This window comes from Pseudomonas sp. NY11955 (assembly GCF_048068035.1).
In the GTDB taxonomy this organism is placed as follows: Bacteria; Pseudomonadota; Gammaproteobacteria; order Pseudomonadales; family Pseudomonadaceae; genus Aquipseudomonas.
The window spans coordinates 38,766-65,057 of record NZ_JBLUPS010000011.1; the positions used below are offsets into that span (position 1 = coordinate 38,766).

Here is a 26,292-nt window from a genome sequence, read left to right on the forward strand (position 1 = left end):
TCACAGCCCCTTTACGGCAAAGATGCCGTTGGCGTTGCGCCAGTAGCCTTTGTAGTCCATGCCGTACCCGAAGATGTAGCGATCGACGCAGGGCAGGCCCACATAGTTGGCTTTGAGGTCTGGGCTGGCCTTGCGGTCGTGGTCCTTATCGATCAGCACGGCGGTGTGCACCGAGCGCGCGCCGGCATGCTTGCAGAACTCGATGATGGCGCTGAGGGTGTGGCCTTCGTCGAGGATGTCGTCGACGATCAGCACGTCACGGTCGATGAACGACACTTCCGGTTTGGCCTTCCAGAACAGCTCGCCGCCGCTGGTTTGGTTGCGGTAACGGGTGGCGTGCAGGTACGAGGCTTCCAGCGGGAACTGCAGGTGGGTCAGCAGTTTGCCGGAGAAGATCAGGCCGCCGTTCATCACGCAGAACACCACGGGGTTCTTGTCGTGCAGGTCCTTGCAGATCTGCTCGCCGACGTTGGCGATGGCCGCTTCGACTTCGGCTTCGGTGTACAGGCAGTCAGCTTCACGCATGACTTGACGGATATGCTCGAGATCGGCGGACATGGCGCTCTCCGGGGGGTGCATTTTGGAAAAGCGGGCAAAGGTACGCATCCGCTCGTCACAGATCAAGCATTTATGGACTAACGTCCAGAATGACCAGACGACAGCACAGGCTGAATAGATTAATCTAGCGCGGTTTTTTTGCCCGCCTTTCGGAGCCCCCCTATGCCCACTCGTGAGATCCGCCATCCGCTGATCCGCCACAAGCTCGGCCTGATGCGCCGTGCCGATATCAGCACCAAGAATTTTCGCGAACTCGCCCAGGAAGTCGGCGCGCTCCTGACTTATGAAGCCACTCAGGACCTGCCCCTCGAAACCTACGAGATCGACGGCTGGTGTGGCAAGGTGCAAGTTGAAAAAATCGCCGGCAAGAAGATCACTGTAGTACCGATCCTGCGCGCCGGCATCGGCATGCTCGACGGCGTGCTCAGCCTGATCCCGGGGGCCAAGGTCAGCGCCGTTGGCGTTGCCCGTAATGAAGAAACCCTCGAAGCCCACACCTACCTGGAAAAACTCGCGCCGGACATCAACCAGCGCCTGGCCCTGATCATCGACCCGATGCTGGCCACCGGCGGTTCGATGGTCGCCACCATCGACCTGCTGAAAAAGGCCGGCTGCAAAGAGATCCGCGCCATGGTGCTGGTCGCCGCGCCAGAAGGCATCGAAGTAGTAGAAAAAGCCCACCCGGACGTGAAGATCTACACCGCCTCGATCGACCAGCGCCTGAAAGAACACGGCTACATCGTGCCGGGCCTGGGCGATGCCGGTGACAAGATCTTCGGCACCAAGCAAAAGGACGCCTGACCATGCAGGACGGCTTCAACGACCCGCTCTGGCGCCAGGTCGTTTCGGGCGCGCAGATGCTCTTCGTGGCATTCGGCGCGCTGGTGCTGATGCCCCTGATCACCGGCCTGGACCCCAACGTCGCGCTGTTCACCGCTGGCATCGGCACACTGCTGTTCCAGCTGGTCACCGGCCGTCAGGTACCCGTGTTCCTGGCCTCGAGCTTCGCCTTCATCACCCCGATCATCCTTGCCAAGGGCCAGTTCGGCCTTGCCGAGACCATGGGCGGGGTGATGGCAGCCGGCTTCGTGTACACCTTCATGGGCCTGATGGTGAAAATCAAAGGCACCGGTTTCATCGACCGCATGCTGCCGCCGGTGGTAATCGGCCCGGTGATCATCTCCATCGGTCTGGCCATGGCGCCAATCGCCGCCAACATGGCGATGGGCAAGGGTGGCGACGGCGCGGCACTGATGCCGTACAAGACCGCCATGCTGATCTCCATGCCCGCCCTGCTGACGACATTGATCGTGGCCGTGTTCGGCAAGGGCATATTCCGCCTGGTACCGATCATCGCCGGCGTGCTGGTGGGCTTTGCCCTGTCCTTCGCCTTTGGTGTGGTCGACACCGCCAAGATTGCCGCTGCACCGTGGCTGGAGATCCCCAACTTCACCGCGCCGGCATTCAACTGGCAGGCCATCCTGTTCATCGTCCCGGTTGCCCTGGCACCGGCGATCGAACATATCGGCGGGGTGATCGCGGTCGGCAGCGTGACGGGACGTGACTACCTGAAAAAGCCAGGCCTGCACCGCACCCTGCTGGGTGACGGCCTGGCCACCACCGCAGCCGGCCTGTTCGGCGGCCCGCCCAACACCACCTACGCCGAAGTGACCGGCGCGGTGATGCTGACCAAGAACTACAACCCGAAGATCATGACCTGGGCGGCGATCTTCGCCATCACCCTGGCGTTCATCGGCAAGTTCGGCGCGCTGCTGCAAAGCATCCCGGTGCCGGTGATGGGCGGTATCCTGTGCCTGCTGTTCGGCTCGATTGCGGCGGTGGGCATGAACACCATGATCCGCCACAAGATCGACCTGGCCGAAGCGCGCAACCTGGTGATCGTCTCGGTGACACTGGTGTTCGGTATCGGCGGCGTGCTGATCGGCAGCGGTGACGGCCCGGATGACTGGGGCCTGAAAGGCATCGCCCTGTGCGCCATCGTGGCGATTGCCCTGAACCTGATCCTGCCGGGCAACGATGGCTGGAAGCACAAGAAGCTGGATGTGTAGGAGCGGCCTTGTGCCGCGAAGGGGCCGCAAAGCGGCCCTTTCCAATCAAGCCTTTTCGCACAGTTGCGCCAGCACCCCCACCCACTGCGGGTGATCATTCAGGCACGGCACCAGCACCAGCTCCCGCCCGCCAGCCTCGACAAATTGCTCGCTGCCACGTATGCCGATCTCTTCCAGCGTCTCGATGCAATCAGCCACGAACGCCGGGCACATCACCAACAGTTTCTTCACCCCGGCCTTGGCCAGCTCGTCCAACCGCGCCTCGGTGTAGGGTTCGATCCACTTGGCCCGCCCCAGCCGCGACTGGAACGACACCGACCACTTGCCATCTGGTATGCCCATCTTCCGCGCAAAGGCCTTGGCCGTGGCCAGGCACTGCCCGCGGTAGCACACCGCGCGCATCTCGGCGCTGGCATCCTTGCAGCAGTCGGCTGCCTGGAAGTCGTGATTGCCGGTCGGATCCAGCTTCTTCAGGTGCCGCTCCGGCAAACCGTGGAAGCTCAGCAGCAAGTGGTCGTAATCCTGTTCCAGGTACGGCCGGGCGCTGGCGGCCAGCGCCTCGATGTAGTCAGGGTGATCGTAGAACGGCTGCAGCACGCGCATCTGCAACGGCAACTGGCGCTCGCTGAGCGTCTGCTTTGCCAGCTCGATGACAGTGGTCACCGTACTGTCGGCGAACTGTGGATAAAGTGGCGCCAAGGTCACCTTGCGCACACCTTGAGCCGCCAGGCGTTCCAATACTTCAGGCAAGGCCGGCTGACCATAGCGCATGGCGATTTCCACCGGGCCATGGGGCCAGTGCTCGACCATAGCCGCCTGCAGACGACGGGTCAGCACCACCAACGGCGAGCCCTCCTCCCACCAGATCGAGCCATAGGCATGCGCCGACTGCTCCGGGCGCTTGACCAAAATCAGCGACACCAGCAAGCGCCGCACCGGCCACGGCAGGTCGATCACGTAGGGGTCCATGAGGAACTGGTTGAGGTAGCGGCGTACGTCGGCCACCGAGGTGGAGGCCGGGGAACCCAGGTTGACCAGCAGCAGGGCGTGATCGGTCATGCAGCGTCCTATGTCAGAGGCGGCTGGACAGGTTGTCCAGCGCCGATTGCAAATCGTTGAAGCGGAAGGTGAAGCCTGCCGCCAGCAAGCGTACCGGGCGCGCCCGCTGGCCGCCCAGCAGCAAGGTCGACATCTCGCCAAGGCCGGCCTTGAGCAGCATTGCCGGCATCGGCAGCAGCGCCGGCCGATGCAGCGTACGGCCCAGCCGCCTGGCGAACTCGCGGTTACGCACCGGCTCTGGGGCGCAGGCATTATAAGGACCGCTGGCATCCTTGTGCTGCAAGAGAAAATCAATCAGGGCGACCTGGTCATCTATGTGCACCCAGGGCATCCACTGCCGTCCGTCCCCCAAAGGCCCGCCCAGCCCCAGTTTGAAGGGCACGCGAAGGCGCGACAAAAAGCCGCCATCGCTGGCCAGTACCAACCCGGTTCGCACCAGTACCACGCGGATACCCTGCGCTTGAGAACGCTGGGCCGTCTCTTCCCAGGCAATGCACAACTGGCTGGCGAAATCTTCCCGCACCGGTGGTGAAGCCTCGGTCAGCTCACGTTCGCCACCATCACCGTACCAACCTACCGCAGAGCCGGAAATCAGCACTTGCGGGCGCTGTTCACGGGTGCCCAGCCATGCCAGCAACTGCTCGGTGAGGGTGACGCGGCTGGCCCACAGCACGTTGCGCCGGGCCGCCGTCCAGGGTCTGTCGGCAATTGGCGCACCGGCAAGGTTGACGACCGCATCCAGATGATCGTCTGCCTCCAACTGCTCCAGGCGGGCGATGCCACGCACGCCGCTGCCACAGATTTTCGCCACCTGTTCAGGGCGCCGGCTCCATACCGTCAGCCGATGCCCCTGGCCAAGCCAGTACTGGCACAGATGCTTGCCAATCAAACCAGTGCCACCTGTCAGCAATATATGCATGGCTGTGTCCTCGCAGTATGCGGCGGTGGTCTATTTTTAACATCAAGGCACTTTTTTAACCCGACGCTCTCGGATAAACATAGGCCAACCTGCCACCAAAGCGGAATAACCTTATACAAAAGTTATGCATTGTACAGGTTTGCCTGACAGCGTAGTCTGCTCACAGCAAGGTTTGAAGAGGCCATCATGACAGTACCTATCGCCATCATCGGGGCCGGTATCGCCGGTTTGTCAGCCGCCCAGGCCTTGCAGAAGGCCGGGCAATCCGTGCACTTGTTCGATAAAGGCCACGGCAGTGGCGGGCGCATGGCCAGCAAGCGCAGCGAGGCTGGCGCGCTCGACCTCGGCGCCCAGTACTTCACCGCCCGTGACCGGCGCTTTGTCGATCAGGTGCAGCAATGGGTTGCCGCTGGCTGGGCCGAACAGTGGAAGCCGCAGCTGTACAACTACCGTGATGGCGAACTCACCCCCTCTCCCGACGAGCAGACGCGCTGGGTAGGCGTGCCACGCATGAGCGCCATCACCCGTGGCTTGCTCAAGGACGTGACAGTCAACTTCGGCTGCCGCATCGCGGAGGTGTTTCGCGGCAAGCAGTACTGGCACCTGCAAGACACCGAAGGCTGCAGCCATGGCCCCTACAGCCGCGTGGTGATCGCCGTACCGGCACCGCAGGCCACGCCACTGCTGGCCGCAACGCCGAAACTGGCCGCCGTGGCCGCCGGCGTGCAGATGGAACCAACCTGGGCCGTCGCCCTGGCGTTCCAGTCACCGTTGGATACGCCGATGCAAGGCTGCTTCGTGCAGGACAACCCGCTCGACTGGCTGGCTCGCAACCGCAGCAAGCCTGGCCGCGACGAACACCTGGATACCTGGGTACTACACGCCACGTCAGACTGGAGCCGCCAGCACATCGACCTGTCCAAGGAAGACGTGATCGAACAGCTGTGGGGCGAATTCGCCGAACTGGTCGGCTGCGTGGTGCCGGCCCCCACCTTCGCCCTGGCTCACCGCTGGCTCTATGCCCGCCCCAGCAGCAACCATGAATGGGGCGCGCTGGCCGATGCCGACCAGGGCCTGTATGCCTGCGGCGACTGGTGCCTTTCCGGCCGCGTCGAAGGCGCATGGCTGAGTGGGCAGGAAGCGGCGCGACGTTTGCTCGAACACCTGGAGTGATGTAGCGCTATACAAAAATACTAGTTTGCATAACTTCAGTGCTGTGCTGGAATAAACCTGTACAAGTTTTGATTCACGTACAGGTTTTTTCGGAGGCAGCCATGCACGACCCTTTCGCCTGCAGCAAGCCGCGTATCGCCATCAGCGCCTGCCTGACCGGGCACAGCGTGCGTTACAACGGCGGCCACAAGGCCTCCGACCTGTGCCGTATCCAGCTGGAACAACATTTCGACTGGCTACCAGTGTGCCCGGAAGTAGCAATCGGCCTGGGTATTCCGCGCGACCCGATTCGGCTGGTCGGCAACCCCGAACAGCCCGAAGTGGTCGGCACTCGTAACCCCGGCATGGACCTGTCCGGTCCGCTGCGCACCTATGGCGAGCAGATGGCCGCCGAACTCGACGACATCTGCGGCTACATCTTCATGCAGAAGTCACCTTCTTGCGGCCTGGAACGGGTCAAAGTCTACCAGGACAACGGTCACCCGGCCCTACACGGCGGGCGCGGCGTCTATGCCCAGGCATTCTGCACACTGCGCCCGGACCTGCCTGTAGAAGAAGAAGGCCGCCTGCATGACCCCGTGCTGCGCGAGAACTTCATCAGCCGCGTCTACGCCTACGCCGACTGGCAGCACCTGCTGGCCGAAGGGCTGAGCCGTGGCGCCCTGGTGCGCTTTCACTCGCGCTACAAGTACCTGCTGATGGCCAACAACCCCCAGGCCTATCGCACCCTAGGCCGGCTGCTTGGCAGCATGAGCAAAGATGACGACCCACACCGCATCGGCCCGCGCTACTTCAGCCAGTTGATGCAGGCCCTGCGCCGCTGCGCCAGCCGCGGCACCCACTGCAACGTGCTGCAGCACCTGAGCGGCTACTTCAAGGATGCCCTGACGCAACAGGACAAGGCCGAGTTGCAGACTGTCATCGGCCAGTACCAGCAGGGCGTAGTGCCGCTGGTGGTGCCCCTGACCCTACTCAAGCACCATTTGCGCAAGCACCCCGATCCGTACCTGCAGCAGCAGGCCTACTTGCAGCCGCACCCCGAAGCCTTGGGCTTGCGCAATGCCGTCTGACACCTTGCTACCCATTGGCGAACTGGCCCGCCTGACTGGCGTCAACCCGGTCACCCTGCGCGCCTGGGAGCGCCGATATGGCCTGCTCAAGCCCCAGCGCACCGCCAAGGGGCATCGGCTGTACCCGCTGGAACAGGTCGAGCGGGTCGAGGCGATCCTTGGCTGGCTGCAGCGTGGCGCATCGGTCGGCCAAGTGCGCGAGCTGCTCGACAAACCCTCCAGCACGCCACCCAAAGGCGACTGGCAGGCCCGGCAGTTCCAGCTGATCGAGGCCATTGCCAACCTGTCGCAGCGCGCCCTTGACCATCAGCTCAACCAGGCCATGGCCCTGTACCCGGCCGTCACCCTGTGCGAGCAATTGCTGCTGCCACTGCTCGACCTGCTCGACCTGCGCTGGCGCAACTACTTCAATGCGCGGCTGGAGCAAGTGTTTTTCCACAGTTGGCTGCGCAGCAAGCTCGGTGCTCGCATTTACCACGACAACCAATGGCTGCAGGGCCCCGCCGTATTACTGGTGGAAGACAGCGAGCGGGCCTTCAGCCCCGGCCTGTGGTTGTGCGCCTGGCTATTCACCAGCAATGGCCTGCCGGTCGAGGTGTTCGAGCACCCGGTCAGCGGCCCGCAACTGCACAACGCCGTCAGTGCGCTGAAACCGCGCGCCGTGCTGCTGCACCTGGGCCCACGCATCGATGACAAGGCGCTGCTGCGCACCCTGCAAGGCTTGCCAGGCACCACGCTGCTGGGCGGCGCCACGCTTGCCCTGCATGAAGCCCGTCTGGAGGCGCTCGCGCTGCCCGATGTTTTTCTGTTCGATACCCCGCAGGCGGCATTGCGCTTGCTTCAAGCCCATGACCGCCAGCCTGTTGAGATGAAGGCCCCATGCACCTGACCTGGCTGCGCAGCGACCTGCGCATCGATGACAACACTGCACTGAGCGCCGCCACCGAGCGCGGTCCGACCATCGCCCTGTGGCTGATCAGCCCCGGGCAATGGCAAGCCCATGATGACGCCGCCTGCAAGGTCGACTTCTGGCTGCGCAACCTGCGCGAGCTGCGTCAATCGCTGGAGCACCTGAATATCCCCCTGCTGATCCGCAAGATCGACACCTGGGACCAGGCCCCCCAGGCGGTGCTCGACGTATGCCGCCAACACCAGGTGCAAAGCGTGCACTGGAACGAAGAGTACGGCATCAACGAACAGCAGCGCGACGACGCAACCCGCGCCCTGTTGGAGAAATCATCCATCCAGGCTCACAGTCACCTCGACCAGCTTTTTTTCCGCCCAGGCACCATCCTCACTCGCAGTGGCGACTACTTCCAGGTCTTCAGCCAGTTCAAGAAAACCTGCCTGGAGCACCTGCACCGCAGCCTGCCTGCCCTGGCCCGACGGGTTGAACGACAGGCGCCGCTGCAGATCCATAGCGACCCGATTGCGCAACACCTGGACGGTTTCGCCACCCCCACGCGCGCCTTGCGCGAGCATTGGCCGGCGGGTGAAGCCGAGGCGCAGGCGCGGCTGGCTCGCTTTCTTGACGAAGCCATCGACGACTACCAGCAACTGCGTGACCTGCCTGCCAAGCCCGGCACCAGCCAGCTCTCCCCCTACCTGGCCGCCGGCGTGATCTCGCCCCGCCAATGCTTGCACGGTGCACTGGTCAGCAACCGGGGCGAGTTCGACAGTGGCAGTACGGGCGTGCAGACCTGGATCAACGAGCTGCTCTGGCGCGAGTTCTACAAGCACATCCTGAGCGGTTATCCACAGGTCTCGCGGCACCGCGCTTTTCGCGCCCAGACCGAAGCCCTGCCCTGGCGTGACGCCCCTGCGGACCTGCAGGCCTGGGAACAGGGCCGCACCGGCTTCCCGATCATCGACGCCGCCATGCGTCAGTTGCTGCACACTGGGTGGATGCACAACCGCCTGCGCATGGTCGTGGCCATGTTCCTCAGCAAAAACCTGCTGATCGACTGGCGCAAGGGCGAGCGGCATTTCATGCGCCACCTGATAGACGGCGACCTGGCCGCCAACAACGGCGGCTGGCAGTGGAGCGCCTCAACTGGCACAGATGCCGTGCCCTATTTCCGCATTTTCAACCCGGTTTCTCAGTCGCAGCGTTTCGACCCGCAGGGGCGCTTCATTCGTCATTGGCTACCGGAATTGCAGGGCCTGGACGATAAAGCCATTCATTTACCAGTGCAGTCGGTCGATCTTTTTGCTAATAATTCCTATCACAGTCCAATTGTAGATCTCGGTAGCAGTCGCCAGCGGGCCCTGGAAGCGTTCCAAGGGCTACCACGCCGGCAGAAATAGGGGACAACGTCTTGATTAACTCACGCAGTTTCTGGGTTACAGGCGCAAGCAACGGACTTGGCTTGGCTTTGGTGGAGCGGATGCTCGAGGAAGGACATCGCGTTGCCGCAAGTGGCAAGGAAAGCGCAGCACTGGACGCATTGGCAGCACGCTACGGTAGCCAATTACTGCGCTTGCCGTGGCAGTTGCATGAAGAACAGCAAGTCACTCACGCATGTCAGCAGATCTGTCACGCCTGGTGCTCGCTGGACGGTTTGGTCATCAACACTGGCACCAGCGATTATCTGGCAGACGATACAGGTGACAGCGAGCTGTTCGAAGCGATCGTCAGCACCAACCAGCTGGCCGGCGAACACTGTCTGAACAAAGCGTTGCCGCTGCTGGCGAAGGGGACCTCGCCGCAGGTAATGGCACTGTTCAACCGTTATTCCGCGTTGCAGCTCCATGCCCCGACACAGGTGACTGCTGGCTGGAACAACCTGCCACAGTGGATGCGTGAGCAGCACAAGGCCCTGACGGATCAAGGGATAGTGCTGACCATAGTGGGGCCACAGTCGCTCAAGGTACCGGTGACGCCGGCGCAGGCGATACCGGAGGCGTGGACGCCACAGAGTGTCGCTGAAGAGTTGCTGCGACGCTGGCCGCAGGGCGAACCGGAACTGGTCCTGGAAACCCTGGACCTCAGCAGCCTGTGGCCGTTGACGCGCTAACGACTGAAATCAGCCTGACATCCTGTAGGAGCAGCCTTGTGCTGCGAAGAGGCCGGTCCGGCTGAAGATCTTCTTCGCCTGCAATGGCCTCTTCGCAGCACAAGGCTGCTCCTACCCGTGTGGCGTTTCCCTGTGGGAGCGGGCGTGCCCGCGAAGAGGCCGGACCGGCCGAAGATCTTCTTCGCCTGCAATGGCCTCTTCGCAGCACAAGGCTGCTCCTACCCGTGTGGCGTTATCCCTGTGGGAGCGGGCGTGCCCGCGAAGAGGCCGGTGCAGGTGCTCAGAGTGCCATGCGGTAATGCAGGCTATAGCTCTCAACCCCATCGTTGGGCTGCTTGATACCCGCGTTCGAGTAATGAATCGCCCGCACCCCAATCTCATGCCCGCCGGCAAAGCGCAAACCAAAGCCGATACGGTCCTCGAACTGGAATGCCGAGCCTAGCTCGTTGCTTTCCAGCTCGGTGCTGGAGAACGCCGCCACACCGATCCCCGCTTCGATGTAGGGCTTCACCGACTCCCCGGCAAATTCATAGACGAACACTGGCGCGAACGACAGGCTATGGTTGCTTGCGGTCTTGTCGCCATCCCAATAGGTGTAGGCCCCATCCCAGTAGCCTGTCAGGCGACCGACACTGGACTGCCACCAGCTCGTATCCCAGTTCGATTGCAGCCCCAGCCGATAAACCATGGTCGAGTCGCCGGTCTGCCCCACCGAAAACGACACATCGGCAGCCTGCGCCGATACCACTTGCCCCAAGGTGAAAGCGGCAGCCGCCGCCAAGCCCAGCAGTTTCTTCATGAGAAACATCCTTCTTCCTGATGCTGTTATTAGTGTCCGCCTCATGTCAGGCAAAACGGTAGAAAGCGGCGATGGAACGATAGTTCAGCTGTTTTTCACGTTTTTTCACAACGCAAAGCTTTGCACATCGCCGGCCTTATGCCACAGCACAGGTAGGATTTTTCTCAAGAGATGTGGATCAGCGCTGGTCCAGAAGCGGGTATCGCCTGCCGGTCCTTCGGCCAACAGGTCATTTGCACCCAGCAACCGCTGAAGCTGACGCGCCACGGCCGCACCGGTGTCGATGATGGCCACGTCCGCGGGCACCATCCCGGCCAGCAACGGGCGAAGGAAGGGATAATGGGTACAGCCGAGGATCAGCGTGTCGCAACCAGCCGCCAGCAGCGGTTGCACGTAACCCCAAAGCATCTGGCGCAACACCAGACTGGTCAGGTCACCGGTCTCGATAAGCTCGACCAACCCCGGGCAAGGCTGGGTAATCACCTGCACATCATTGGCGAAGCGGTCGAGCAAGGCTGCGAACTTGGCGCTCTGCAAGGTGCCGGTGGTAGCCAGCACACCGACCACGCCCGAGCGGGTGGCGGCCGCAGCAGGCTTCACGGCCGGCTCCATGCCCACCAACGGCCAGGTGGGGTACAACTCGCGCAGGTCAGCCACCGCAGCCACCGTGGCAGTGTTGCAGGCCAGCACCATGGCCTTGGCGCCATGCTCCTGGAAGAATCCGGCAATCTGCCGACAGCGCTGGCGGATATAGTCCGGCGACTTCTCGCCGTAAGGCACATGGCCGCAATCGGCCACGTACAGCAGCGTCTCGTTGGGCAGCAGGCGCTGGATCTCGGCGAGCACCGACAAACCGCCGACCCCCGAATCCATCACGCCGACCGGCGCCGAGCGCTCAGCCATCGCGCTTGCCACAGACCGCGCACCCCGGGTCGCGCTTGACACGCAGCTCGCGGATACGGGTGCCGAGCGCGTCGATCAACAGCAAGCGACCGACCAAGGGCTCGCCGAAGCCGGCCAGCAGCTTCATTGCCTCCAGCGCCTGCAGGCTGCCCACCAGGCCCACCAGCGGGCCGATGACGCCCGCTTCGCTGCAGGTCAGTTCGGCTTCGCTGCCATGCCCATACAGGCAGTGGTAGCAAGGGCTGTAGTCACGCCGTGGGTCGAACACCGACAGTTGCCCTTCCAGGCGGATCGCCGCCCCGCTGACCAGCGGCTTGCCGGCGGCGACACAGGCAGCGTTGACCGCCTCGCGAGTAGAGAAATTGTCGGAGCAGTCCAGCACCAGGTCGACCGCAGCCACGGCGGCGGCCAGTGAATCCTCGTCCAATGCCTGACGGTGAGCGACCAGGTTGATTTCCGGGTTGATCGCCTGCAGGCGCTGCAAGGCCGAATCGACCTTGCTCATGCCGACGCTGGCACTGTCGTGGATCACCTGGCGCTGCAGGTTGGTCAGGTCGACGGTGTCGAAGTCCGCCAGGTGCAGTTCCCCCACCCCGGCGGCGGCCAGGTACAGGGCAACCGGGGAACCCAGGCCACCGAGCCCGACGATCAATGCCTTGCTCTGCTTGAGCCGCAGCTGGCCGTCAATGTCGATCTGGGCCAGCAGTACCTGGCGGCTATAACGCAACAGTTCCTGATCGCTCAACATGGCAGGCGCCCCAAGGTAATGCGTTCATGGCCGCCCAGGTCCGTGCGGCTGGCCACCTCGATAAAGCCTTGTTCAACCAGCAGAGCACGTACCGCTGCGGCCTGATCGTAGCCGTGCTCCAACAGCAGCCAGCCACCTGGCAACAGGTGCGCGGGGGCCTGCGCGGCGATCACGCGCAGGTCGTCCAGGCCATCGGCACCGGCCACCAGCGCGCTGCTGGGCTCGAAGCGCACATCACCGGCCACCAGGTGCGGGTCTTCGGCGGCAATGTAGGGCGGGTTGCTGACGATCAGGTCGAAACGTTCGCCGGCCAGGCTGTCGAACCAATGGCTTACCCGTACCTGGGCGTTGGCCAGGCCCAGGCGCTGGCGGTTGCGCTCGGCCAGGGCCGCGGCCTCCTCCACCCGGTCAACCGCAATTACCTGCCAGGCCGGGCGGTCGCTGGCCAACGCCAGCGCGATGGCCCCCGTGCCGGTACCCAGGTCGAGCACCTTGGCTGGCGAAGCGGGTTGCAGCTCAAGGGCCGTCTCCACCAGCAGCTCGGTATCGGGGCGCGGAATCAGGGTATGCGGCGCCACTTCCAGGTCGATCTTCCAGAAGCCCTGCTGCCCAAGGATATAAGCCACCGGCTCGCCGCCACGGCGGCGCTGCAGGTAGCCGGCATAGGTCTCGGCATCTTCGCTGCTGACGATACGTTCGGGCCAGGTATGCAGGTAGCTGCGCGACTTGCCGATGGCGGCAGCCAGCAGCAGTTCGGCATCCAGCCGCTCGGTGGGCGATTCGGGCAACTGCGCGTTGCGCAGCAGGCTGGCGATGATAGTCATCAGTCCCCCAGGGCGGCCAGTTGATCGGCCTGGTATTCGGCCAGCAGCGGTTCGATCACTGCCTCTACGCCACCGCTGAGGATGTCGTCCAGTGAATACAAGGTCAGGTTGATGCGGTGATCGGTCACCCGCCCCTGTGGATAATTGTAGGTGCGGATGCGTTCGGAGCGGTCACCGGAGCCCACCAGCAACTTGCGCTCGCTGGCAATGGCGTTCTGCGCGGCGCTGGTCTGCATGTCGTTCAGCTTGGCCGACAGCCAGGACATGGCGCGGGCACGGTTCTTGTGTTGCGAGCGCTCTTCCTGGCATTCAACCACGATACCGGTGGGCAAGTGGGTGATGCGGATCGCCGAGTCGGTCTTGTTGACGTGCTGGCCGCCGGCACCGGAAGCACGATAGGTGTCCACGCGCAGGTCGGCCGGGTTGATTTCGATGGCTGCCTGCTCATCCGGCTCGGGCAGCACCGCCACGGTGCACGCGGAGGTGTGGACACGGCCTTGGGATTCCGTCTCGGGCACACGCTGAACACGGTGTGCACCGGACTCGAACTTGAGCTTGCCATAAACGTTCTCACCCTCGACGCGGGCGATGATTTCCTTGTAGCCGCCGTGCTCGCCTTCGTTCTCGGACAAGATCTCCAGCCGCCAGCCGCGTTTTTCGGCGTAGCGCGAGTACATGCGGAACAGGTCGCCGGAGAAGATTGCCGCCTCGTCGCCACCGGTACCGGCGCGGATTTCGAGGAACACGTTGCGGCCGTCGTTGGGGTCCTTGGGCAGCAGCATGCGCTGCAGCTGCGCCTCCAGCGTCAGCAGTTGCTCCTTGGCTTCACGCACTTCTTCCACGGCCATTTCACGCAGGTCCGGGTCGCTGTCCTTGAGCAGCGCCTGGGCACCTTCGAGGTCGCCCTGGACTTTGCACCACTCTTTATAAGCAGCGTAGACGGGCTCGACCTCAGCGTATTCGCGGGAATACGCGCGAAAGCGCGTCTGATCGGAAATGACCTCGGCATCACCGAGCAGTGCGGTGAGTTCTTCGAAGCGGTCCTGGAGAATGTCCAGTTTGTTCAGCAGCGACGCTTTCATTGCGGGGATTTGTCCGTCGAGCCCTCGTTGAGGGCAAAGAGTTCCTGGGCCATGGCCAGCGCATCGACGCGCCCCTCGGCCGAGAGCTTTTTCAGCTGCACGCTGGGCGCATGCAGGAGTTTGTTGGTCAGGCCCCGGGCCAATTGGGCCAGCACGTCTTCGGGGTTGCCGCCGTTGGCCAGCAGGCGCTGGGCCTTTTGCAGTTCTTCGTCGCGAAGGCGCTCGCTTTGCTGGCGATAGGCCTTGAGTACGTCCACCGCCGCCAGCTCACGCAGGCGCAGCATGAAATCCTCCGCGCCCACGGTAACCAGCTCTTCGGCGGCCTGGGCCGCGCCTTGGCGGCTCTTGAGGTTTTCCGCCACCACGTCGTGCAAGTCGTCGACGGTGTACAGGTAGACGTCGTCCAGTTCGCCCACTTCGGTTTCGATGTCGCGTGGTACGGCGATGTCGACCATGAAGATGGGCTTGTGCCGGCGCTGTTTCAATGCGCTCTCGACCGCGCCCTTGCCCAGGATGGGCAACTGGCTGGCGGTGGAACTGATGACGATGTCGCTGTTGGCCAGTTCCTGGGGGATGTCTGCCAGCAGCACCGCATGGGCACCGAACTGCTCGGCCAGGATGCTGGCGCGCTCCAGGGTGCGGTTGGCCACCACGATACGGCGTACGCCCTGCTCGTGCAGGTGGCGGGCGACCAGGGTGATGGTTTCGCCGGCACCGATCAGCAGGGCCTGGCTACGGCCCAGGTCGGCGAAAATCTGCTTGGCCAAGCTGACTGCGGCGAATGCCACCGACACCGGGTTCTCGCCGATGGCGGTATCGGTACGCACCTGCTTGGCGGCGCTGAAGGTGGCTTGGAACAGGCGCCCGAGCAACGGCCCGACGGTGCCGGCTTCGCGGGCCACGGCATAGGCGGACTTCATCTGGCCGAGGATCTGCGGCTCGCCCAGTACCAGCGAGTCCAGGCCCGAGGCCACGCGCATCATGTGCTTCACGGCATCGTGCTCTTCGTGCACATAGGCACTGGCGCGCAGCTCGTCGAGGCTGAGGCGGTGATAGTCGGCCAGCCATTGCAGCACGGCATCGGCGGACAGGTGGTCCTGCTCTATATATAGCTCGCTGCGGTTGCAGGTCGACAGAATCGCCGCTTCGCGGCTGGATGTCAGTCGGCAGAGCTGCTGCAGGGCGTCTACCAGCTGCTCTGGGGTAAACGCCACGCGCTCGCGTACGTCTACCGAGGCAGTCTTATGGTTGATACCAAGTGCAAGAAAGGCCATGCAAGGTCGCTGGTTGTGACGGGAAGCCGATAATTGTCCTCTTTCGCAGGTTTTAGGACAACCACCGTTCGCTATTGCGCTGATAGTCTGGTGATGTACTTCGCGGGTGTCCGCCACTTCACAAACTTCGCCCTTGAGATCGAGCGCCGCCCACGCGGCGCTTCGCGGCACAAGGCCGCTCCCACATTTGTTGCAACGTGCCTGGCCTGTCAGGCCATGGTTGTCAGCCTGGGAGGGCCGGCTGGATTTCTGGGTTGGCATCACTGCCGCCCCACCTGCCTCAAGCCTTGCACCCAGGCGGACAACGCCTCTCCCACAGACATGGCCACGTTGCAACAAATGTGGGAGCGGCCTTGTGCCGCGAAGCGCCGCGCGGGCGGCGCTCGATCTCACAGGCGCAGAAAATGCCAAGCCAGGCACCCCGCCTCCCCCATGAAGGAACCCTTCCCCCCCGCAAAGGTCGCATTCAACCAGGTGCCACACTGGTGGGTTTGCCCCCGCGCTTGTGTCATCATGCTCCGACCGCCGGTGAGTCCTCCTATAAGCCTTTCTATGAACAAACCATACGCATTGCTGCTTGCCTTCGCCCTGCTTCAGGGCTGCCAGAGCCTGGCCCCGCAAAAAGCCGAGCCTCCCGTCGCCGAAGCCGGCAAGGGCGAGGCAGAAAAGCCCGTGGTGTATGGCTCGTTCAAGCAAGACACACTCTATAGCCTGTTGGTCGCGGAGCTGGCCGGCCAGCGCAACCGCTTCGACATCGCCCTGGCCAACTACACCGACCAGGCAGCGAAAACCCAGGACCCCGGGGTTTCCGAGCGCGCCTACCGCATTGCCGAATACCTCGGCGCCGACGAGCCGTCGCTGGAAAATGCCCTGGTCTGGGCCCGCAACGACCCGCAGAACCTCGACGCCCAACGTGCCGCCGCCATCCAGCTGGCCCGCGCCGGCCGCTATGACGACTCCATGGCCTACATGGAAAAGGTCCTGCAAGGCCAAGGCGACACCCATTTCGACTTCCTCGCCCTGTCCGCGGCCGAAACCGACCAGAGCACCCGCGACGGCCTGCTGCAAAGCTTCGAACGCCTGCTGGTGAAATACCCCGACAACGGCCAACTGGTATTCGGCAAGGCCCTGTTGCTGAACCAGGACGGCAAAGCCGAAGAAGCCCTGGAGCTGCTCGAATCGCACCCGGCACAAAACGGCGAAATTGCCCCGATCCTGCTGCGCGCCCGCCTGTTGCAGGCCCTGGACCGTGGTCCGGAGGCCCTGCCACTGCTACGCGGCGCAATTCGCGACAACCCGGACGACAAACGCCTGCGCCTGACCTACGCCCGCACCCTGGTCGAACAGGACCGCATCGCCGATGCCAAGGCCGAATTCCTCAGCCTGGTCCAGCAATACCCCGATGATGACGAACTGCGCTACTCCCTGGCCCTGGTGTGCCTGGAAAACAAAGACTGGGATGAAGCCGAAGGCTACCTGCAGGAGCTGGTGGAGCGCGACAGTAACGTCGATGCCGCGCACCTGAACCTGGGCCGTATCCGTGAGGAACGCCACGACCCTGCTGGCGCGCTGCGTGAATATGCCTTGGTTGGCCCTGGCCCCGACTACCTGCCGGCACAGTTACGCCAAGCCGACATTCTCATCGCCAACGGCCGTGGCAGCGAGGCCTCGCGCCTGCTCGCCGAAGCCCGCGAAGCCCAGCCGGACTACGCCATCCAGCTGTACCTGATCGAATCGGAAAGCTACAGCAACAACAACAAGGACGCCCAGGCCAGCCAGGTGCTGCAACAAGCCATCCAGCGCTACCCGGACGACCTCAACCTGCTGTATACCCGCGCCATGCTGGCCGAGAAGCGCGACGACCTGGCGCAGATGGAAAAAGACCTGCGCGCCATCATCGCCCGCGAGCCGGAGAACGCCATGGCCCTGAACGCCCTGGGCTACACCCTGGCCGACCGTACCACCCGCTATGCCGAAGCCAAGGCGCTGATCGACAAGGCCCACCAGTTGACCCCGGACGACCCGGCGGTGCTCGATAGCCTGGGTTGGGTCAGCTATCGCCTGGGCAACCTCGACGAGGCTGAAACCTACCTGCGTCAGGCCTTTGCCAGCTTCCCCGACCACGAAGTGGCCGCCCACCTGGGCGAAGTGCTGTGGGCCAACGGCAAGCGCCGCGAAGCCCGCCAAGTCTGGGCCAAAGGCTTCGAAGCCCAGGCCGACAGCCCCATCCTGCGCAAGACACTCTTGCGCCTGACCGGATCCGAGACTCTTTAACGCCATGTTCCTGCGCCATTGCATCACCTTCACCCTGATCGCCCTGCTGGCCGGCTGTGCCGGCTTCGGTAGCCGAGAGGCCCTGCAGGGTCACGGCGACCCGCAACAGTGGCGCGCCCATAAAGAGCAGCTGAGCAGCCTCGATGGCTGGCAGATCAACGGCAAGGTCGGCATCCGCGCCCCACGCGACTCCGGCAGCGGCACGCTGTTCTGGCTGCAGCGCCAGGACTACTACGACATTCGCCTGGCCGGCCCGCTGGGCCGTGGCGCCGCACGCCTGACCGGCCGCCCGGGTGGCGTGGTACTGGAAGTGGCCAACCAAGGCCGCTACGAGGCCACCAGCCCCGAAGCCCTGCTGGAAGAGCAACTGGGCTGGCAGTTGCCGGTCTCGCACCTGGTCTGGTGGGTGCGCGGCTTGCCCGCCCCCGACAGCAAGAGCAAGCTGACCCTGGACGGCGATAGCCGCCTGGCCAGCCTCGATCAGGATGGCTGGCAGGTGCAGTACCTGAGCTACACCGAACAGAACGGCTACTGGCTGCCCGAACGCCTGAAACTGCACGGCAAGGACCTGGACGTGACCCTGGTGGTCAAGGACTGGCAGCCGCGCCAGCTGGGGCACTGACCCCATGCACACGCTCACCCTGCCCGCCCCGGCCAAGCTCAACCTGTGGCTGCACATCATCGGCCGCCGCGCGGACGGCTACCACGAGCTGGAAACGGTGTTCCAGTTCCTCGATCACGGCGACGAACTGAGCTTCGCCCTGCGTGACGATGGCGTAATCCGCCTGCACACCGAAATCGAGGCCGTCCCCCACGACAGCAACCTGATCGTGCGCGCCGCGCGCAAACTGCAAGAACAATCAGGCAGCACGCTCGGCGCCGATATCTGGCTGACCAAGGTACTGCCCATGGGCGGCGGCATCGGTGGCGGCAGCTCGGATGCCGCCACCACCCTGCTGGCCCTCGCCCACCTGTGGCAACTGGATTGGGACGAAGACCGCCTGGCCGCACTGGGCCTGAGCCTGGGCGCCGACGTGCCGGTGTTCGTACGCGGCCATGCGGCGTTCGCCCAAGGCGTGGGCGAGCAACTGACCCCGGTCGACCCGGCCGAGCCCTGGTATGTCGTGCTGGTGCCGCAAGTGTCTGTCAGCACAGTAGAAATTTTTTCACATCCACAGTTGACACGTGATTCACTCCCCCTTAAGATGCGCCCCGTTCCCGAGGGAAACAGTCGAAATGACTGCCAACCGGTGGTAGAGCAGAATTACCCAGAAGTTCGCAATGCGTTGAATTCACTGGGGAAATTCACTGAGGCTCGACTAACCGGCACTGGAAGTTGTGTGTTTGGGGCCTTCCCAAGCAAAGCCGAAGCTGATAAAGTTCTGGCCCTTCTTTCAGCGACCCAAACAGGGTTTGTGGCGAAAGGAAGCAATGTTTCGATGTTGCATCGCAAGCTGCAAAGTCTGGTCAAGAAGTCGAGCGCATAAGCGTTCGCAGCAACAGATACAGGGGCGTCGCCAAGCGGTAAGGCAGCAGGTTTTGATCCTGCCATGCGTTGGTTCGAATCCAGCCGCCCCTGCCATTTTCCTTATACTCATCCAGGTATACCCTCAGCCTTCAGGTACTGCGCGTGTCCAAGATGATGGTCTTTACGGGGAACGCTAACCCCGATCTGGCTCGGCGTGTCGTACGTCAGCTGCATATCCCTCTCGGTGACGTCTCTGTCGGTAAATTCTCCGACGGCGAGATCAGCACTGAGATCAATGAAAATGTTCGCGGTAAAGACGTTTTCATTATTCAGCCGACTTGTGCCCCGACCAACGATAACCTGATGGAACTGGTAGTGATGGCCGACGCCTTCCGCCGCTCCTCAGCATCCCGAATCACCGCCGTGATTCCTTACTTCGGATATGCCCGCCAGGACCGCCGTCCGCGTTCGGCACGTGTAGCCATCAGCGCCAAAGTCGTCGCTGACATGCTCACTGTCGTAGGTATCGACCGTGTACTCACCGTCGACCTGCACGCTGACCAGATCCAAGGCTTCTTCGATATCCCCGTCGACAACATCTACGGCTCGCCCGTACTGGTTGACGACATCGAAGACCAGCGTTTCGAGAACCTGATGATCGTCTCCCCGGACATCGGTGGTGTCGTGCGCGCACGCGCTGTCGCCAAGTCCCTGGGCGTCGATCTGGGTATCATCGACAAACGCCGCGAAAAGGCTAACCACTCCGAGGTTATGCACATCATCGGCGACGTCGAAGGGCGCACTTGCATCCTGGTAGACGACATGGTCGACACCGCCGGCACCCTGTGCCACGCGGCCAAAGCCCTGAAAGAACACGGCGCTGCCAAGGTTTATGCCTATTGCACGCACCCTGTCCTGTCGGGCCGCGCGATCGAGAACATCGAGAAGTCGGTACTGGACGAGCTGGTGGTGACTAACACCGTACCGCTGTCCGCCGCTGCTCAAGCCTGTGACCGTATCCGCCAGCTGGATATCGCACCGGTTGTCGCTGAAGCGGTACGCCGCATCAGCAACGAAGAATCGATCAGCGCGATGTTCCGCTAAGCGGGACACGTGTTGATGTGAAGCGCCCCGCCCCAGCATGTGTTGGGGCGGGGCTTTTTTGCCATCCCCGTTGGCGCTGGTCGCAAACGCCCTCGGGGGGCTATTTTGGAGAAACAAAATGACTGATTTCATTCTGAACGCCCAAGCGCGTACTGACCTGGGGAAAGGTGCGAGCCGCCGCCTGCGTCACTCCGCCAACATCCCTGCCGTTGTATACGGTGGCGATAAAGAAGCTCAATCCCTGACCATCCTGGCCAAGGAAATCACCAAGCTGTTCGAAAACGAAGCTGCCTTCAGCCACGTTATCGAGCTGAACGTTGACGGCGTCAAACAGAACGTCATCATCAAGGCCATGCAGCGCCACCCAGCCAAGCAGTTCATCATGCACGCCGACTTCGTTCGCGTCGTTGCTGGCCAGAAACTGACCGCTGTTGTTCCAGTGCACTTCATCAACGAAGAAGCACCGGTCAAGAAAGGCGGCGAGATCTCCCACGTTGTTTCCGAGATCGAAGTTTCCTGCGAAGCCAAAGACCTGCCTGAGTTCATCGAAGTTGACCTGGCCAACGCCGAAGTCGGCACCATCATCCACCTGTCGGACCTGAAAGCTCCGAAAGGCGTAGAGTTCGTCGCTCTGGCCCACGGTGATGACAAAGCTGTTGCCAACGTTCACGCTCCACGCGTTGCTCCAGAAGCAGAAGGCGCTGCCGAGTAATCCACTCGCACGCCGGCGTTGATCGGGTTACAGTGCCGCGCGCACTGTAACCCACCAACTCCAAGGAAGAGCCCCTGACGTGACCGCCATCCAGTTGATCGTTGGCCTGGGTAACCCCGGCCCCGAATACGAACAGACCCGGCATAACGCAGGGGCTCTTTTCGTTGAACGCATTGCCAGCGCCCAGCGTGTATCGCTGACCGCTGACAAAAAATATTTCGGCCTGACGGCTAAGTTCAGCCATCAGGGCAACGACGTTCGTTTGTTGATCCCCACCACCTACATGAACCGCAGCGGCCAGTCCGTGGCGGCCTTGGCCAATTTCTTCCGCATCAAGCCGGAAGCAATCCTGGTGGCGCACGACGAACTCGACCTGCCCCCAGGCGTTGCCAAGCTCAAGCGCGGCGGCGGCCATGGTGGGCATAACGGCCTGCGCGACATCATCGCGCAGCTCGGCAACCAGAACGACTTCCACCGCCTGCGGCTTGGCATCGGCCACCCGGGTGACGCCAAACTGGTATCCAACTTCGTCCTGGGCCGCGCGCCGCGCGCCGAGCAGGAGAAGCTCGACGCCAGCATCGATTTTGCCCTCGGCGTGCTGCCGGACGTGCTTGCCGGCGACTTCGCCAAGGCGATGCGCGAGCTGCACAGCCAGAAGGCCTGATTTCCTTTAGAGAGGGGAATACCCATGGGTTTCAATTGCGGCATCGTCGGCCTGCCCAACGTCGGCAAGTCCACCCTGTTCAACGCCCTGACCAAGTCTGGCATCGCGGCGGAGAACTTCCCTTTCTGCACCATCGAGCCAAACAGCGGCATCGTGCCAATGCCCGATGCCCGTTTGGCTGCGCTGGCTGAAATCGTCAAGCCAAACCGCATCCTGCCGACCACCATGGAGTTCGTCGACATCGCCGGCCTGGTTGCCGGTGCCTCGAAAGGCGAAGGCCTGGGCAACAAGTTCCTCGCCAACATCCGCGAGACCGACGCCATTGCCCACGTGGTGCGCTGCTTCGAAGACGAGAACGTGATCCACGTTTCCAACAGCGTCGACCCCAAGCGTGACATCGAGATCATCGACCTCGAACTGATCTTCGCCGACCTCGACAGCTGCGAAAAGCAACTGCAGAAGGTAGCCCGCAACGCCAAGGGCGGCGACAAGGAAGCCCTGGCGCAAAAGGCCATTCTGGAAAAACTGATCCCGCACTTCACCGAAGGCAAGCCTGCGCGCAGCCTGATGAAGAACATGGCTGACGACGAGAAAGCCGCCATTCGTGGCTTCCACCTGTTGACCAGCAAGCCGGTGATGTACATCGCCAACGTGGCCGAAGACGGCTTCGACAACAACCCGCACCTGGACGTGGTCAAGGCCATTGCCGAAGAGGAAGGCGCGGTAGTGGTGCCGGTGTGCAACAAGATCGAAGCAGAAATCGCCGAGCTGGAAGACGGTGAAGAGAAGGACATGTTCCTCGAGGCCCTGGGCCTGGAAGAACCTGGCCTGAACCGCGTGATCCGCGCCGGTTACGAGTTGCTGAACCTGCAGACCTACTTCACTGCCGGCGTGCAGGAAGTACGTGCCTGGACCGTGCGCGTAGGTGCCACCGCACCACAAGCCGCCGGCGTGATCCACACCGACTTCGAAAAAGGCTTCATCCGCGCTGAAGTGGTGGCCTATGACGACTTCATCCAGTTCAAGGGTGAAGGCGGTGCCAAGGAAGCCGGTAAATGGCGCTTGGAAGGCAAGGACTACATCGTCAAAGACGGTGACGTGATGCACTTCCGCTTCAACGTCTAAGCGCTAGCCTGCTGCAACCACGAACCCCTTGAGGCTTACGCTTCAAGGGGTTTTGCGTTTCCAGCAGGTAGCCACGGCCAAGGAACATGCCTTGATCTCGCGCATGTGAACCGAGATCACAAATGATGTGCCCCTTCACCGGATATTCATCCCGCGTCGTATCCCCCACAGTAGAGCCCATCGACGCACACCTCACGCGTCTGCCGGGCAACAATCATAAATGCCGGCCCGGCCGCCTCCCCCGCCCCCACAAGAACCAGAACTCCGGCGAAGGCACCTTATCGTCTTGCGATTCTCGAATCCGGAGTACTGAACATGAGCAGATCCAGCACCGGGCTGCATCCCGGCATCCTCACCCTGGCGATCACCGCCTTCGCAATTGGCGTCGCCGAATTCATCATCGTCGGTATTCTGCCGTCGATCTCGACCGCCTTTGCGATCTCCCTCGCTAGCGCCGGCAGCCTGGTTGGTCTGTATGCCCTGGCCTTGGCCATCGGCACGCCGTTCATCGTCATCGGCCTGGGCCGTTTCCCGAAAAAAACCGTGCTGATGATGCTGATCGGCGTGTTCCTGCTGGGGAACCTGGTCTCGGCCTTGGCGCCGAATTACCCGATCTTATTGTTGGGGCGGATCATCACCGCGCTGGCGCACGGCAGCTTCTTCGCCATCGGCGCTACCGTAGCGGCTGGCTTGGCACGTGAAGGCCAGGCCAGCAAGGCGATTGCAGTGATGTTCGCCGGCCTGACCCTGGCGATGGTCATTGGTGTGCCACTGGGCAGCTACCTTGGCAACGCCCTCGGTTGGCGCCTGCCGTTCTATGCGGTGGCGTTGCTCGCCCTGCTTGCGCTGCTGGCAACCGCAGTTTGGCTACCACGGCAACCGGCCAGCAAAGCCGGCAATGCCCTGGGGCAGTTGGCTGCACTGCGCAGCCCGGCGATCTGGGCAATGATGTCGGTCACCGTCCTTGGCTTCGGTGCAAGCTTCTCGGCATTCACCTTCATCACGCCAATCCTGACAGACATCACCGGGTTCTCGGCCAGCAGCGCCAGCTTGCTGCTACTGGTGTTCGGTGTGGCAACCATGATCGGCAACCTGCTGGGTGGCCGGCTGTCCGATAGCCTGGGATGGGAACGTACCTTGCGGCTGCTGTTCGGCGTATTGGCGCTGACACTGGTGGCCCTGGCCCTGTCGCTGTCGTACAAAGTCTTGATGGTGATCACCGTGTTCGTCTGGGGCGTCGTGGCCTTCGGCATGACGCCAGCATTTCAGACCGGCATGTTGTCCACCGCCCGCTTGCATACGCCAAAGGCGGTGGACTTCGCTTCGGGACTGAACATCTCGGCATTCAACCTGGGCATCACCCTGGGCGAACGAGCAGGTAGCGTGCTGGTGGAAAACGGCCAACTGGCGCTGACCCCCTGGGCTGGTGTAGCTGCCGCCTTACTGGTGAACCTGCCGCTGGCCTGGTTGCTGTGGCGCCGGAAAGTGACCATGGCGGCTTGAGAGTCGGCGGTAACTGACGTCAAAGTATGCTGCGAATAGTTCCACCCTCCACCCGCATCGCCATCCCATTGAGAGCGGGCGATGCGGCCAGGTGCACCACACTGCGGGCCACCTCCTCCGGCTCGATCATGCGACGGATCAAGGAGGTGGGCTCGGTTTGGTCGAAGTAATCAGCCACCACCTGCTGCGCGCTGATGCCCTTTTCCTCCGCGATCTCGGCATGGTAACGGCGCACCGCCTCAGTGCTGGTAGGCCCCGGCAGGATGCTGTTGACCCGCACCGCAGTTCCCTTGGTCAGTTCGGCCAAGGCACGGGATACACCCAACAGGCAAGACTTCATGGCACCGTAGTGGACCATCCACGGCTGCGGCTTGACGCCCGACTCACTGCTGATGAACACCACCGAGCCCTCGCCCGCGGCCAGCATCTCGGCCAGCACCAGGCGAGTCATGCGCACCGCCGTCATGACGTTCACGTCGAAATAGCGAAACCACTGCGCGTCGTCGGTCTCGAAGAAGTCGCGCACCTCGAAGATGCCGACACAGTTGATCAAGTAATCGATGGGGCCGTTGCGCCGCGCCTGCTCGACAAGGCTCTCGGCAATACCCGGTTGGGTCAGATCGCCGGCCAGACCGCTGCAGCGAGGGCCGAGGGCTTCGCAAGCTTCGGCAACCATTGCCTCAGTCAACCCACTGACGACCACATGAGCGCCTTCGTCCAGAAAGCACTGGGCAATGGCCTTGCCGATACCCGTGGCGCCGCCGGTGATCAGGACATTCTTGCCGAGCAGTTGGTAATCCATGATGCCGTACCTTTTGTAGTTGTTCTGGCCAGGAATCTATTACGAATCGGCGTGACAGCCGTATTCACTTCCCGTGCAAACACAATTCAGCAAATGTTGATACGAATCGACGTCACAAGAGTTGTGCGTGGCTAGCGGCTGGTCGCGCCTTCGGCAAGTTCTTACCGTAGGCCTGCAACACAGATTGCTTCCCTCCACTCATCAATAAGAAAGGTCCACGATGAAAATCTTCATTACCGGCGCTTCAGGCTACATCGGTGGCTCGGTAGCCAAGTACCTGGCAGACGCCGGGCACGAGGTCACCGGCCTGATCCGTGATCCTGCCAAACGCGATGCCCTGCAAGCCTTGGGTATCACCCCAGTACTGGGCACCCTGGATGACACCTACATCCTCACCCAGCAAGCCCAGGCCGCCGACGCCGTGGTGCACACCGCCGACTCCGACCACCGGGCCAGTGTCGAGACCTTCATCAACGCCCTACGCGGCAGCGGTAAACCGTTCATCCACACCTCTGGCTCCAGCGTGGTCGGCGACGACGCGCGCGGTGCCTACGAACGAGAGGCAATCTTCACCGACGAGACGCCGTTCGAGCCGATGGACATTCGTCGCGACCGTGTGGCGATCAACCAACGCGTGCGCAATGCCGGCGTCGAGCTGGGCATCCGCGCCATTGTGTTCTGCCCGACCATGATCTACGGCGATGCACTGGGCCTACCGACCGCCAGCGACCAGTTGCCCAAGCTGCTGGCCAAGTCGCGTCAGTTCAGCGCTGGCGCTTACCTGGGCGCAGGTGTGCACCGGTGGTCCAACGTACACATTGAGGACCTTGCCGAGTTGTATCGACTGGCCTTGGAAAAGGCACCTTCGGCGTCGTTGTTCTTTGCCGAGAACGGCGAGGCTTCGTTCATCGAGATCGCGACTTCCATCAGCCACGCACTAGGCTTCGAAGGGCGTATCGAGAGCTGGCCGGCGGACGAGGCGATTGCCGAGCTAGGTGACTGGGCCCGCTTTGCGATTGGCTCGAACAGCCGCGTACGGGCGGTAAATGCGCGACAGTTGCTGGGCTGGCAGCCCAAGCGTGAGTCAATTCACCAGTGGCTGCGCACGACCAGCGTGCATTGGTAAGCCAACCGGTTTAGTCAGT

The 26,292-nt window shown here is 62.6% G+C and carries 26 protein-coding genes and 1 tRNA gene; 17 read left to right on the forward strand and 10 right to left on the reverse strand.

What is annotated here, in order from left to right; translation table 11 throughout:
- Window positions 1–558 (reverse strand): hypoxanthine-guanine phosphoribosyltransferase, encoded by a 558-nt coding sequence (locus ACNFBR_RS19985; RefSeq protein ID WP_338799373.1) that lies wholly within the window; start codon window positions 556–558, stop codon window positions 1–3.
- 162 nt (window positions 559–720) lie between these two features.
- Between ACNFBR_RS19985 and upp the strand changes: the two genes are divergently transcribed.
- On the forward strand, window positions 721–1,359 hold the full coding sequence (gene upp, locus ACNFBR_RS19990) for a uracil phosphoribosyltransferase (RefSeq protein WP_416736452.1): 639 nt from the start codon (window positions 721–723) through the stop codon (window positions 1,357–1,359).
- 2 nt (window positions 1,360–1,361) lie between these two features.
- Entirely contained in the window at window positions 1,362–2,627 is a 1,266-nt protein-coding gene (locus ACNFBR_RS19995) for a uracil-xanthine permease family protein (protein WP_416736453.1), read from the forward strand.
- Between the two features lie 45 nt (window positions 2,628–2,672).
- Here ACNFBR_RS19995 and hemH read toward each other — a convergent pair whose 3' ends face one another.
- Both hemH and ACNFBR_RS20005 read right to left on the reverse strand, forming a co-directional pair.
- A complete protein-coding gene (gene hemH / locus ACNFBR_RS20000) occupies window positions 2,673–3,686 on the reverse strand; it encodes a ferrochelatase (protein WP_416736454.1) in 1,014 nt (337 codons plus the stop codon).
- A 13-nt stretch (window positions 3,687–3,699) separates the two neighbouring features.
- On the reverse strand, window positions 3,700–4,605 hold the full coding sequence (locus ACNFBR_RS20005; protein WP_416736455.1) for a TIGR01777 family oxidoreductase: 906 nt from the start codon (window positions 4,603–4,605) through the stop codon (window positions 3,700–3,702).
- A gap of 186 nt (window positions 4,606–4,791) precedes the next feature.
- Between ACNFBR_RS20005 and ACNFBR_RS20010 the strand changes: the two genes are divergently transcribed.
- The 5 genes from ACNFBR_RS20010 to ACNFBR_RS20030 all read left to right on the forward strand — a co-directional run bounded on the left by ACNFBR_RS20010 (window position 4,792) and on the right by ACNFBR_RS20030 (window position 9,865).
- Window positions 4,792–5,778, forward strand: coding sequence for an NAD(P)/FAD-dependent oxidoreductase (locus ACNFBR_RS20010; protein WP_416736456.1), 987 nt, complete (start codon window positions 4,792–4,794; stop codon window positions 5,776–5,778).
- 101 nt (window positions 5,779–5,879) lie between these two features.
- Complete coding sequence (locus ACNFBR_RS20015; RefSeq protein WP_416736457.1) at window positions 5,880–6,848, forward strand: YbgA family protein; 969 nt, start codon at window positions 5,880–5,882, stop codon at window positions 6,846–6,848.
- Window positions 6,838–7,737, forward strand: a complete 900-nt coding sequence (locus ACNFBR_RS20020) for a MerR family transcriptional regulator (RefSeq protein WP_416736458.1) — start codon at window positions 6,838–6,840, stop codon at window positions 7,735–7,737. Before ACNFBR_RS20015 ends, ACNFBR_RS20020 begins: the two co-directional genes overlap by 11 nt.
- Complete coding sequence (phrB, locus tag ACNFBR_RS20025) at window positions 7,728–9,155, forward strand: deoxyribodipyrimidine photo-lyase (protein WP_416736459.1); 1,428 nt, start codon at window positions 7,728–7,730, stop codon at window positions 9,153–9,155. Before ACNFBR_RS20020 ends, phrB begins: the two co-directional genes overlap by 10 nt.
- 11 nt (window positions 9,156–9,166) lie before the next feature.
- Window positions 9,167–9,865, forward strand: a complete 699-nt coding sequence (locus ACNFBR_RS20030) for an SDR family oxidoreductase (RefSeq protein WP_416736460.1) — start codon at window positions 9,167–9,169, stop codon at window positions 9,863–9,865.
- 280 nt (window positions 9,866–10,145) lie between these two features.
- On the opposite strand, the gene ACNFBR_RS20035 is transcribed toward ACNFBR_RS20030, so the two are convergent.
- The 6 genes from ACNFBR_RS20035 to hemA all read right to left on the reverse strand — a co-directional run bounded on the left by ACNFBR_RS20035 (window position 10,146) and on the right by hemA (window position 15,495).
- Window positions 10,146–10,664 carry an acyloxyacyl hydrolase gene (locus ACNFBR_RS20035; protein WP_416736461.1) on the reverse strand — a complete coding sequence of 173 codons (519 nt, stop codon included), beginning with the start codon at window positions 10,662–10,664 and terminating at the stop codon, window positions 10,146–10,148.
- A gap of 105 nt (window positions 10,665–10,769) precedes the next feature.
- On the reverse strand, window positions 10,770–11,567 hold the full coding sequence (gene murI / locus ACNFBR_RS20040; protein ID WP_416736462.1) for a glutamate racemase: 798 nt from the start codon (window positions 11,565–11,567) through the stop codon (window positions 10,770–10,772).
- The gene (locus ACNFBR_RS20045) at window positions 11,560–12,315 is read right to left on the reverse strand and encodes a molybdopterin-synthase adenylyltransferase MoeB (protein WP_416736463.1); all 756 of its coding nucleotides are present in this window, start codon (window positions 12,313–12,315) and stop codon (window positions 11,560–11,562) included. The genes murI and ACNFBR_RS20045 overlap by 8 nt, the downstream gene beginning before the upstream one ends.
- Window positions 12,309–13,139: a peptide chain release factor N(5)-glutamine methyltransferase gene (prmC, locus tag ACNFBR_RS20050; RefSeq protein WP_416736464.1), complete on the reverse strand. Its 831-nt coding sequence runs from the start codon at window positions 13,137–13,139 to the stop codon at window positions 12,309–12,311. Before prmC ends, ACNFBR_RS20045 begins: the two co-directional genes overlap by 7 nt.
- On the reverse strand, window positions 13,139–14,221 hold the full coding sequence (gene prfA, locus ACNFBR_RS20055) for a peptide chain release factor 1 (RefSeq protein WP_416736465.1): 1,083 nt from the start codon (window positions 14,219–14,221) through the stop codon (window positions 13,139–13,141). Before prfA ends, prmC begins: the two co-directional genes overlap by 1 nt.
- Complete coding sequence (gene hemA, locus ACNFBR_RS20060) at window positions 14,218–15,495, reverse strand: glutamyl-tRNA reductase (RefSeq protein WP_012270484.1); 1,278 nt, start codon at window positions 15,493–15,495, stop codon at window positions 14,218–14,220. Before hemA ends, prfA begins: the two co-directional genes overlap by 4 nt.
- A 552-nt stretch (window positions 15,496–16,047) precedes the next feature.
- Between hemA and ACNFBR_RS20065 the strand changes: the two genes are divergently transcribed.
- The 9 genes from ACNFBR_RS20065 to ACNFBR_RS20105 all read left to right on the forward strand — a co-directional run bounded on the left by ACNFBR_RS20065 (window position 16,048) and on the right by ACNFBR_RS20105 (window position 24,345).
- A complete protein-coding gene (locus ACNFBR_RS20065; protein WP_416736466.1) occupies window positions 16,048–17,769 on the forward strand; it encodes a tetratricopeptide repeat protein in 1,722 nt (573 codons plus the stop codon).
- A 4-nt stretch (window positions 17,770–17,773) separates the two neighbouring features.
- Window positions 17,774–18,391 carry a lipoprotein insertase outer membrane protein LolB gene (gene lolB / locus ACNFBR_RS20070; RefSeq protein ID WP_012270479.1) on the forward strand — a complete coding sequence of 206 codons (618 nt, stop codon included), beginning with the start codon at window positions 17,774–17,776 and terminating at the stop codon, window positions 18,389–18,391.
- Window positions 18,392–18,395: 4 nt separating this feature from the next.
- Window positions 18,396–19,256 (forward strand): 4-(cytidine 5'-diphospho)-2-C-methyl-D-erythritol kinase, encoded by an 861-nt coding sequence (gene ispE, locus ACNFBR_RS20075; RefSeq protein WP_416736467.1) that lies wholly within the window; start codon window positions 18,396–18,398, stop codon window positions 19,254–19,256.
- A gap of 20 nt (window positions 19,257–19,276) precedes the next feature.
- A tRNA-Gln gene (locus tag ACNFBR_RS20080) sits at window positions 19,277–19,351 on the forward strand.
- Window positions 19,352–19,399: 48 nt separating this feature from the next.
- Window positions 19,400–20,341 carry a ribose-phosphate pyrophosphokinase gene (locus ACNFBR_RS20085; protein WP_003247410.1) on the forward strand — a complete coding sequence of 314 codons (942 nt, stop codon included), beginning with the start codon at window positions 19,400–19,402 and terminating at the stop codon, window positions 20,339–20,341.
- 118 nt (window positions 20,342–20,459) lie between these two features.
- A complete protein-coding gene (locus ACNFBR_RS20090) occupies window positions 20,460–21,053 on the forward strand; it encodes a 50S ribosomal protein L25/general stress protein Ctc (RefSeq protein ID WP_416736468.1) in 594 nt (197 codons plus the stop codon).
- 79 nt (window positions 21,054–21,132) lie between these two features.
- Entirely contained in the window at window positions 21,133–21,717 is a 585-nt protein-coding gene (gene pth, locus ACNFBR_RS20095) for an aminoacyl-tRNA hydrolase (protein ID WP_012270476.1), read from the forward strand.
- A 24-nt stretch (window positions 21,718–21,741) separates the two neighbouring features.
- On the forward strand, window positions 21,742–22,842 hold the full coding sequence (gene ychF / locus ACNFBR_RS20100; RefSeq protein WP_416736469.1) for a redox-regulated ATPase YchF: 1,101 nt from the start codon (window positions 21,742–21,744) through the stop codon (window positions 22,840–22,842).
- A gap of 315 nt (window positions 22,843–23,157) precedes the next feature.
- Complete coding sequence (locus ACNFBR_RS20105; RefSeq protein WP_416736470.1) at window positions 23,158–24,345, forward strand: MFS transporter; 1,188 nt, start codon at window positions 23,158–23,160, stop codon at window positions 24,343–24,345.
- 19 nt (window positions 24,346–24,364) lie between these two features.
- On the opposite strand, the gene ACNFBR_RS20110 is transcribed toward ACNFBR_RS20105, so the two are convergent.
- Window positions 24,365–25,147: an SDR family NAD(P)-dependent oxidoreductase gene (locus ACNFBR_RS20110; protein ID WP_416736471.1), complete on the reverse strand. Its 783-nt coding sequence runs from the start codon at window positions 25,145–25,147 to the stop codon at window positions 24,365–24,367.
- Window positions 25,148–25,367: 220 nt separating this feature from the next.
- On the opposite strand from ACNFBR_RS20110, the gene ACNFBR_RS20115 reads away from it, so the two are divergent.
- Window positions 25,368–26,273: an NAD-dependent epimerase/dehydratase family protein gene (locus ACNFBR_RS20115; RefSeq protein WP_416736472.1), complete on the forward strand. Its 906-nt coding sequence runs from the start codon at window positions 25,368–25,370 to the stop codon at window positions 26,271–26,273.
- Window positions 26,274–26,292 lie beyond the last annotated feature (19 nt).

Coding starts and splice junctions, on each gene's coding strand:
- ACNFBR_RS19985 (WP_338799373.1), bottom strand. CDS start 558: ATGTCCGCCGATCTCGAGCATATCCGTCAAGTCATGCGTGAAGCTGAC.
- upp (WP_416736452.1), top strand. CDS start 721: ATGCCCACTCGTGAGATCCGCCATCCGCTGATCCGCCACAAGCTCGGC.
- ACNFBR_RS19995 (WP_416736453.1), top strand. CDS start 1,362: ATGCAGGACGGCTTCAACGACCCGCTCTGGCGCCAGGTCGTTTCGGGC.
- hemH (WP_416736454.1), bottom strand. CDS start 3,686: ATGACCGATCACGCCCTGCTGCTGGTCAACCTGGGTTCCCCGGCCTCC.
- ACNFBR_RS20005 (WP_416736455.1), bottom strand. CDS start 4,605: ATGCATATATTGCTGACAGGTGGCACTGGTTTGATTGGCAAGCATCTG.
- ACNFBR_RS20010 (WP_416736456.1), top strand. CDS start 4,792: ATGACAGTACCTATCGCCATCATCGGGGCCGGTATCGCCGGTTTGTCA.
- ACNFBR_RS20015 (WP_416736457.1), top strand. CDS start 5,880: ATGCACGACCCTTTCGCCTGCAGCAAGCCGCGTATCGCCATCAGCGCC.
- ACNFBR_RS20020 (WP_416736458.1), top strand. CDS start 6,838: ATGCCGTCTGACACCTTGCTACCCATTGGCGAACTGGCCCGCCTGACT.
- phrB (WP_416736459.1), top strand. CDS start 7,728: ATGCACCTGACCTGGCTGCGCAGCGACCTGCGCATCGATGACAACACT.
- ACNFBR_RS20035 (WP_416736461.1), bottom strand. CDS start 10,664: ATGAAGAAACTGCTGGGCTTGGCGGCGGCTGCCGCTTTCACCTTGGGG.
- murI (WP_416736462.1), bottom strand. CDS start 11,567: ATGGCTGAGCGCTCGGCGCCGGTCGGCGTGATGGATTCGGGGGTCGGC.
- ACNFBR_RS20045 (WP_416736463.1), bottom strand. CDS start 12,315: ATGTTGAGCGATCAGGAACTGTTGCGTTATAGCCGCCAGGTACTGCTG.
- prmC (WP_416736464.1), bottom strand. CDS start 13,139: ATGACTATCATCGCCAGCCTGCTGCGCAACGCGCAGTTGCCCGAATCG.
- prfA (WP_416736465.1), bottom strand. CDS start 14,221: ATGAAAGCGTCGCTGCTGAACAAACTGGACATTCTCCAGGACCGCTTC.
- hemA (WP_012270484.1), bottom strand. CDS start 15,495: ATGGCCTTTCTTGCACTTGGTATCAACCATAAGACTGCCTCGGTAGAC.
- ACNFBR_RS20065 (WP_416736466.1), top strand. CDS start 16,048: ATGAACAAACCATACGCATTGCTGCTTGCCTTCGCCCTGCTTCAGGGC.
- lolB (WP_012270479.1), top strand. CDS start 17,774: ATGTTCCTGCGCCATTGCATCACCTTCACCCTGATCGCCCTGCTGGCC.
- ispE (WP_416736467.1), top strand. CDS start 18,396: ATGCACACGCTCACCCTGCCCGCCCCGGCCAAGCTCAACCTGTGGCTG.
- ACNFBR_RS20090 (WP_416736468.1), top strand. CDS start 20,460: ATGACTGATTTCATTCTGAACGCCCAAGCGCGTACTGACCTGGGGAAA.
- ychF (WP_416736469.1), top strand. CDS start 21,742: ATGGGTTTCAATTGCGGCATCGTCGGCCTGCCCAACGTCGGCAAGTCC.
- ACNFBR_RS20105 (WP_416736470.1), top strand. CDS start 23,158: ATGAGCAGATCCAGCACCGGGCTGCATCCCGGCATCCTCACCCTGGCG.
- ACNFBR_RS20110 (WP_416736471.1), bottom strand. CDS start 25,147: ATGGATTACCAACTGCTCGGCAAGAATGTCCTGATCACCGGCGGCGCC.
- ACNFBR_RS20115 (WP_416736472.1), top strand. CDS start 25,368: ATGAAAATCTTCATTACCGGCGCTTCAGGCTACATCGGTGGCTCGGTA.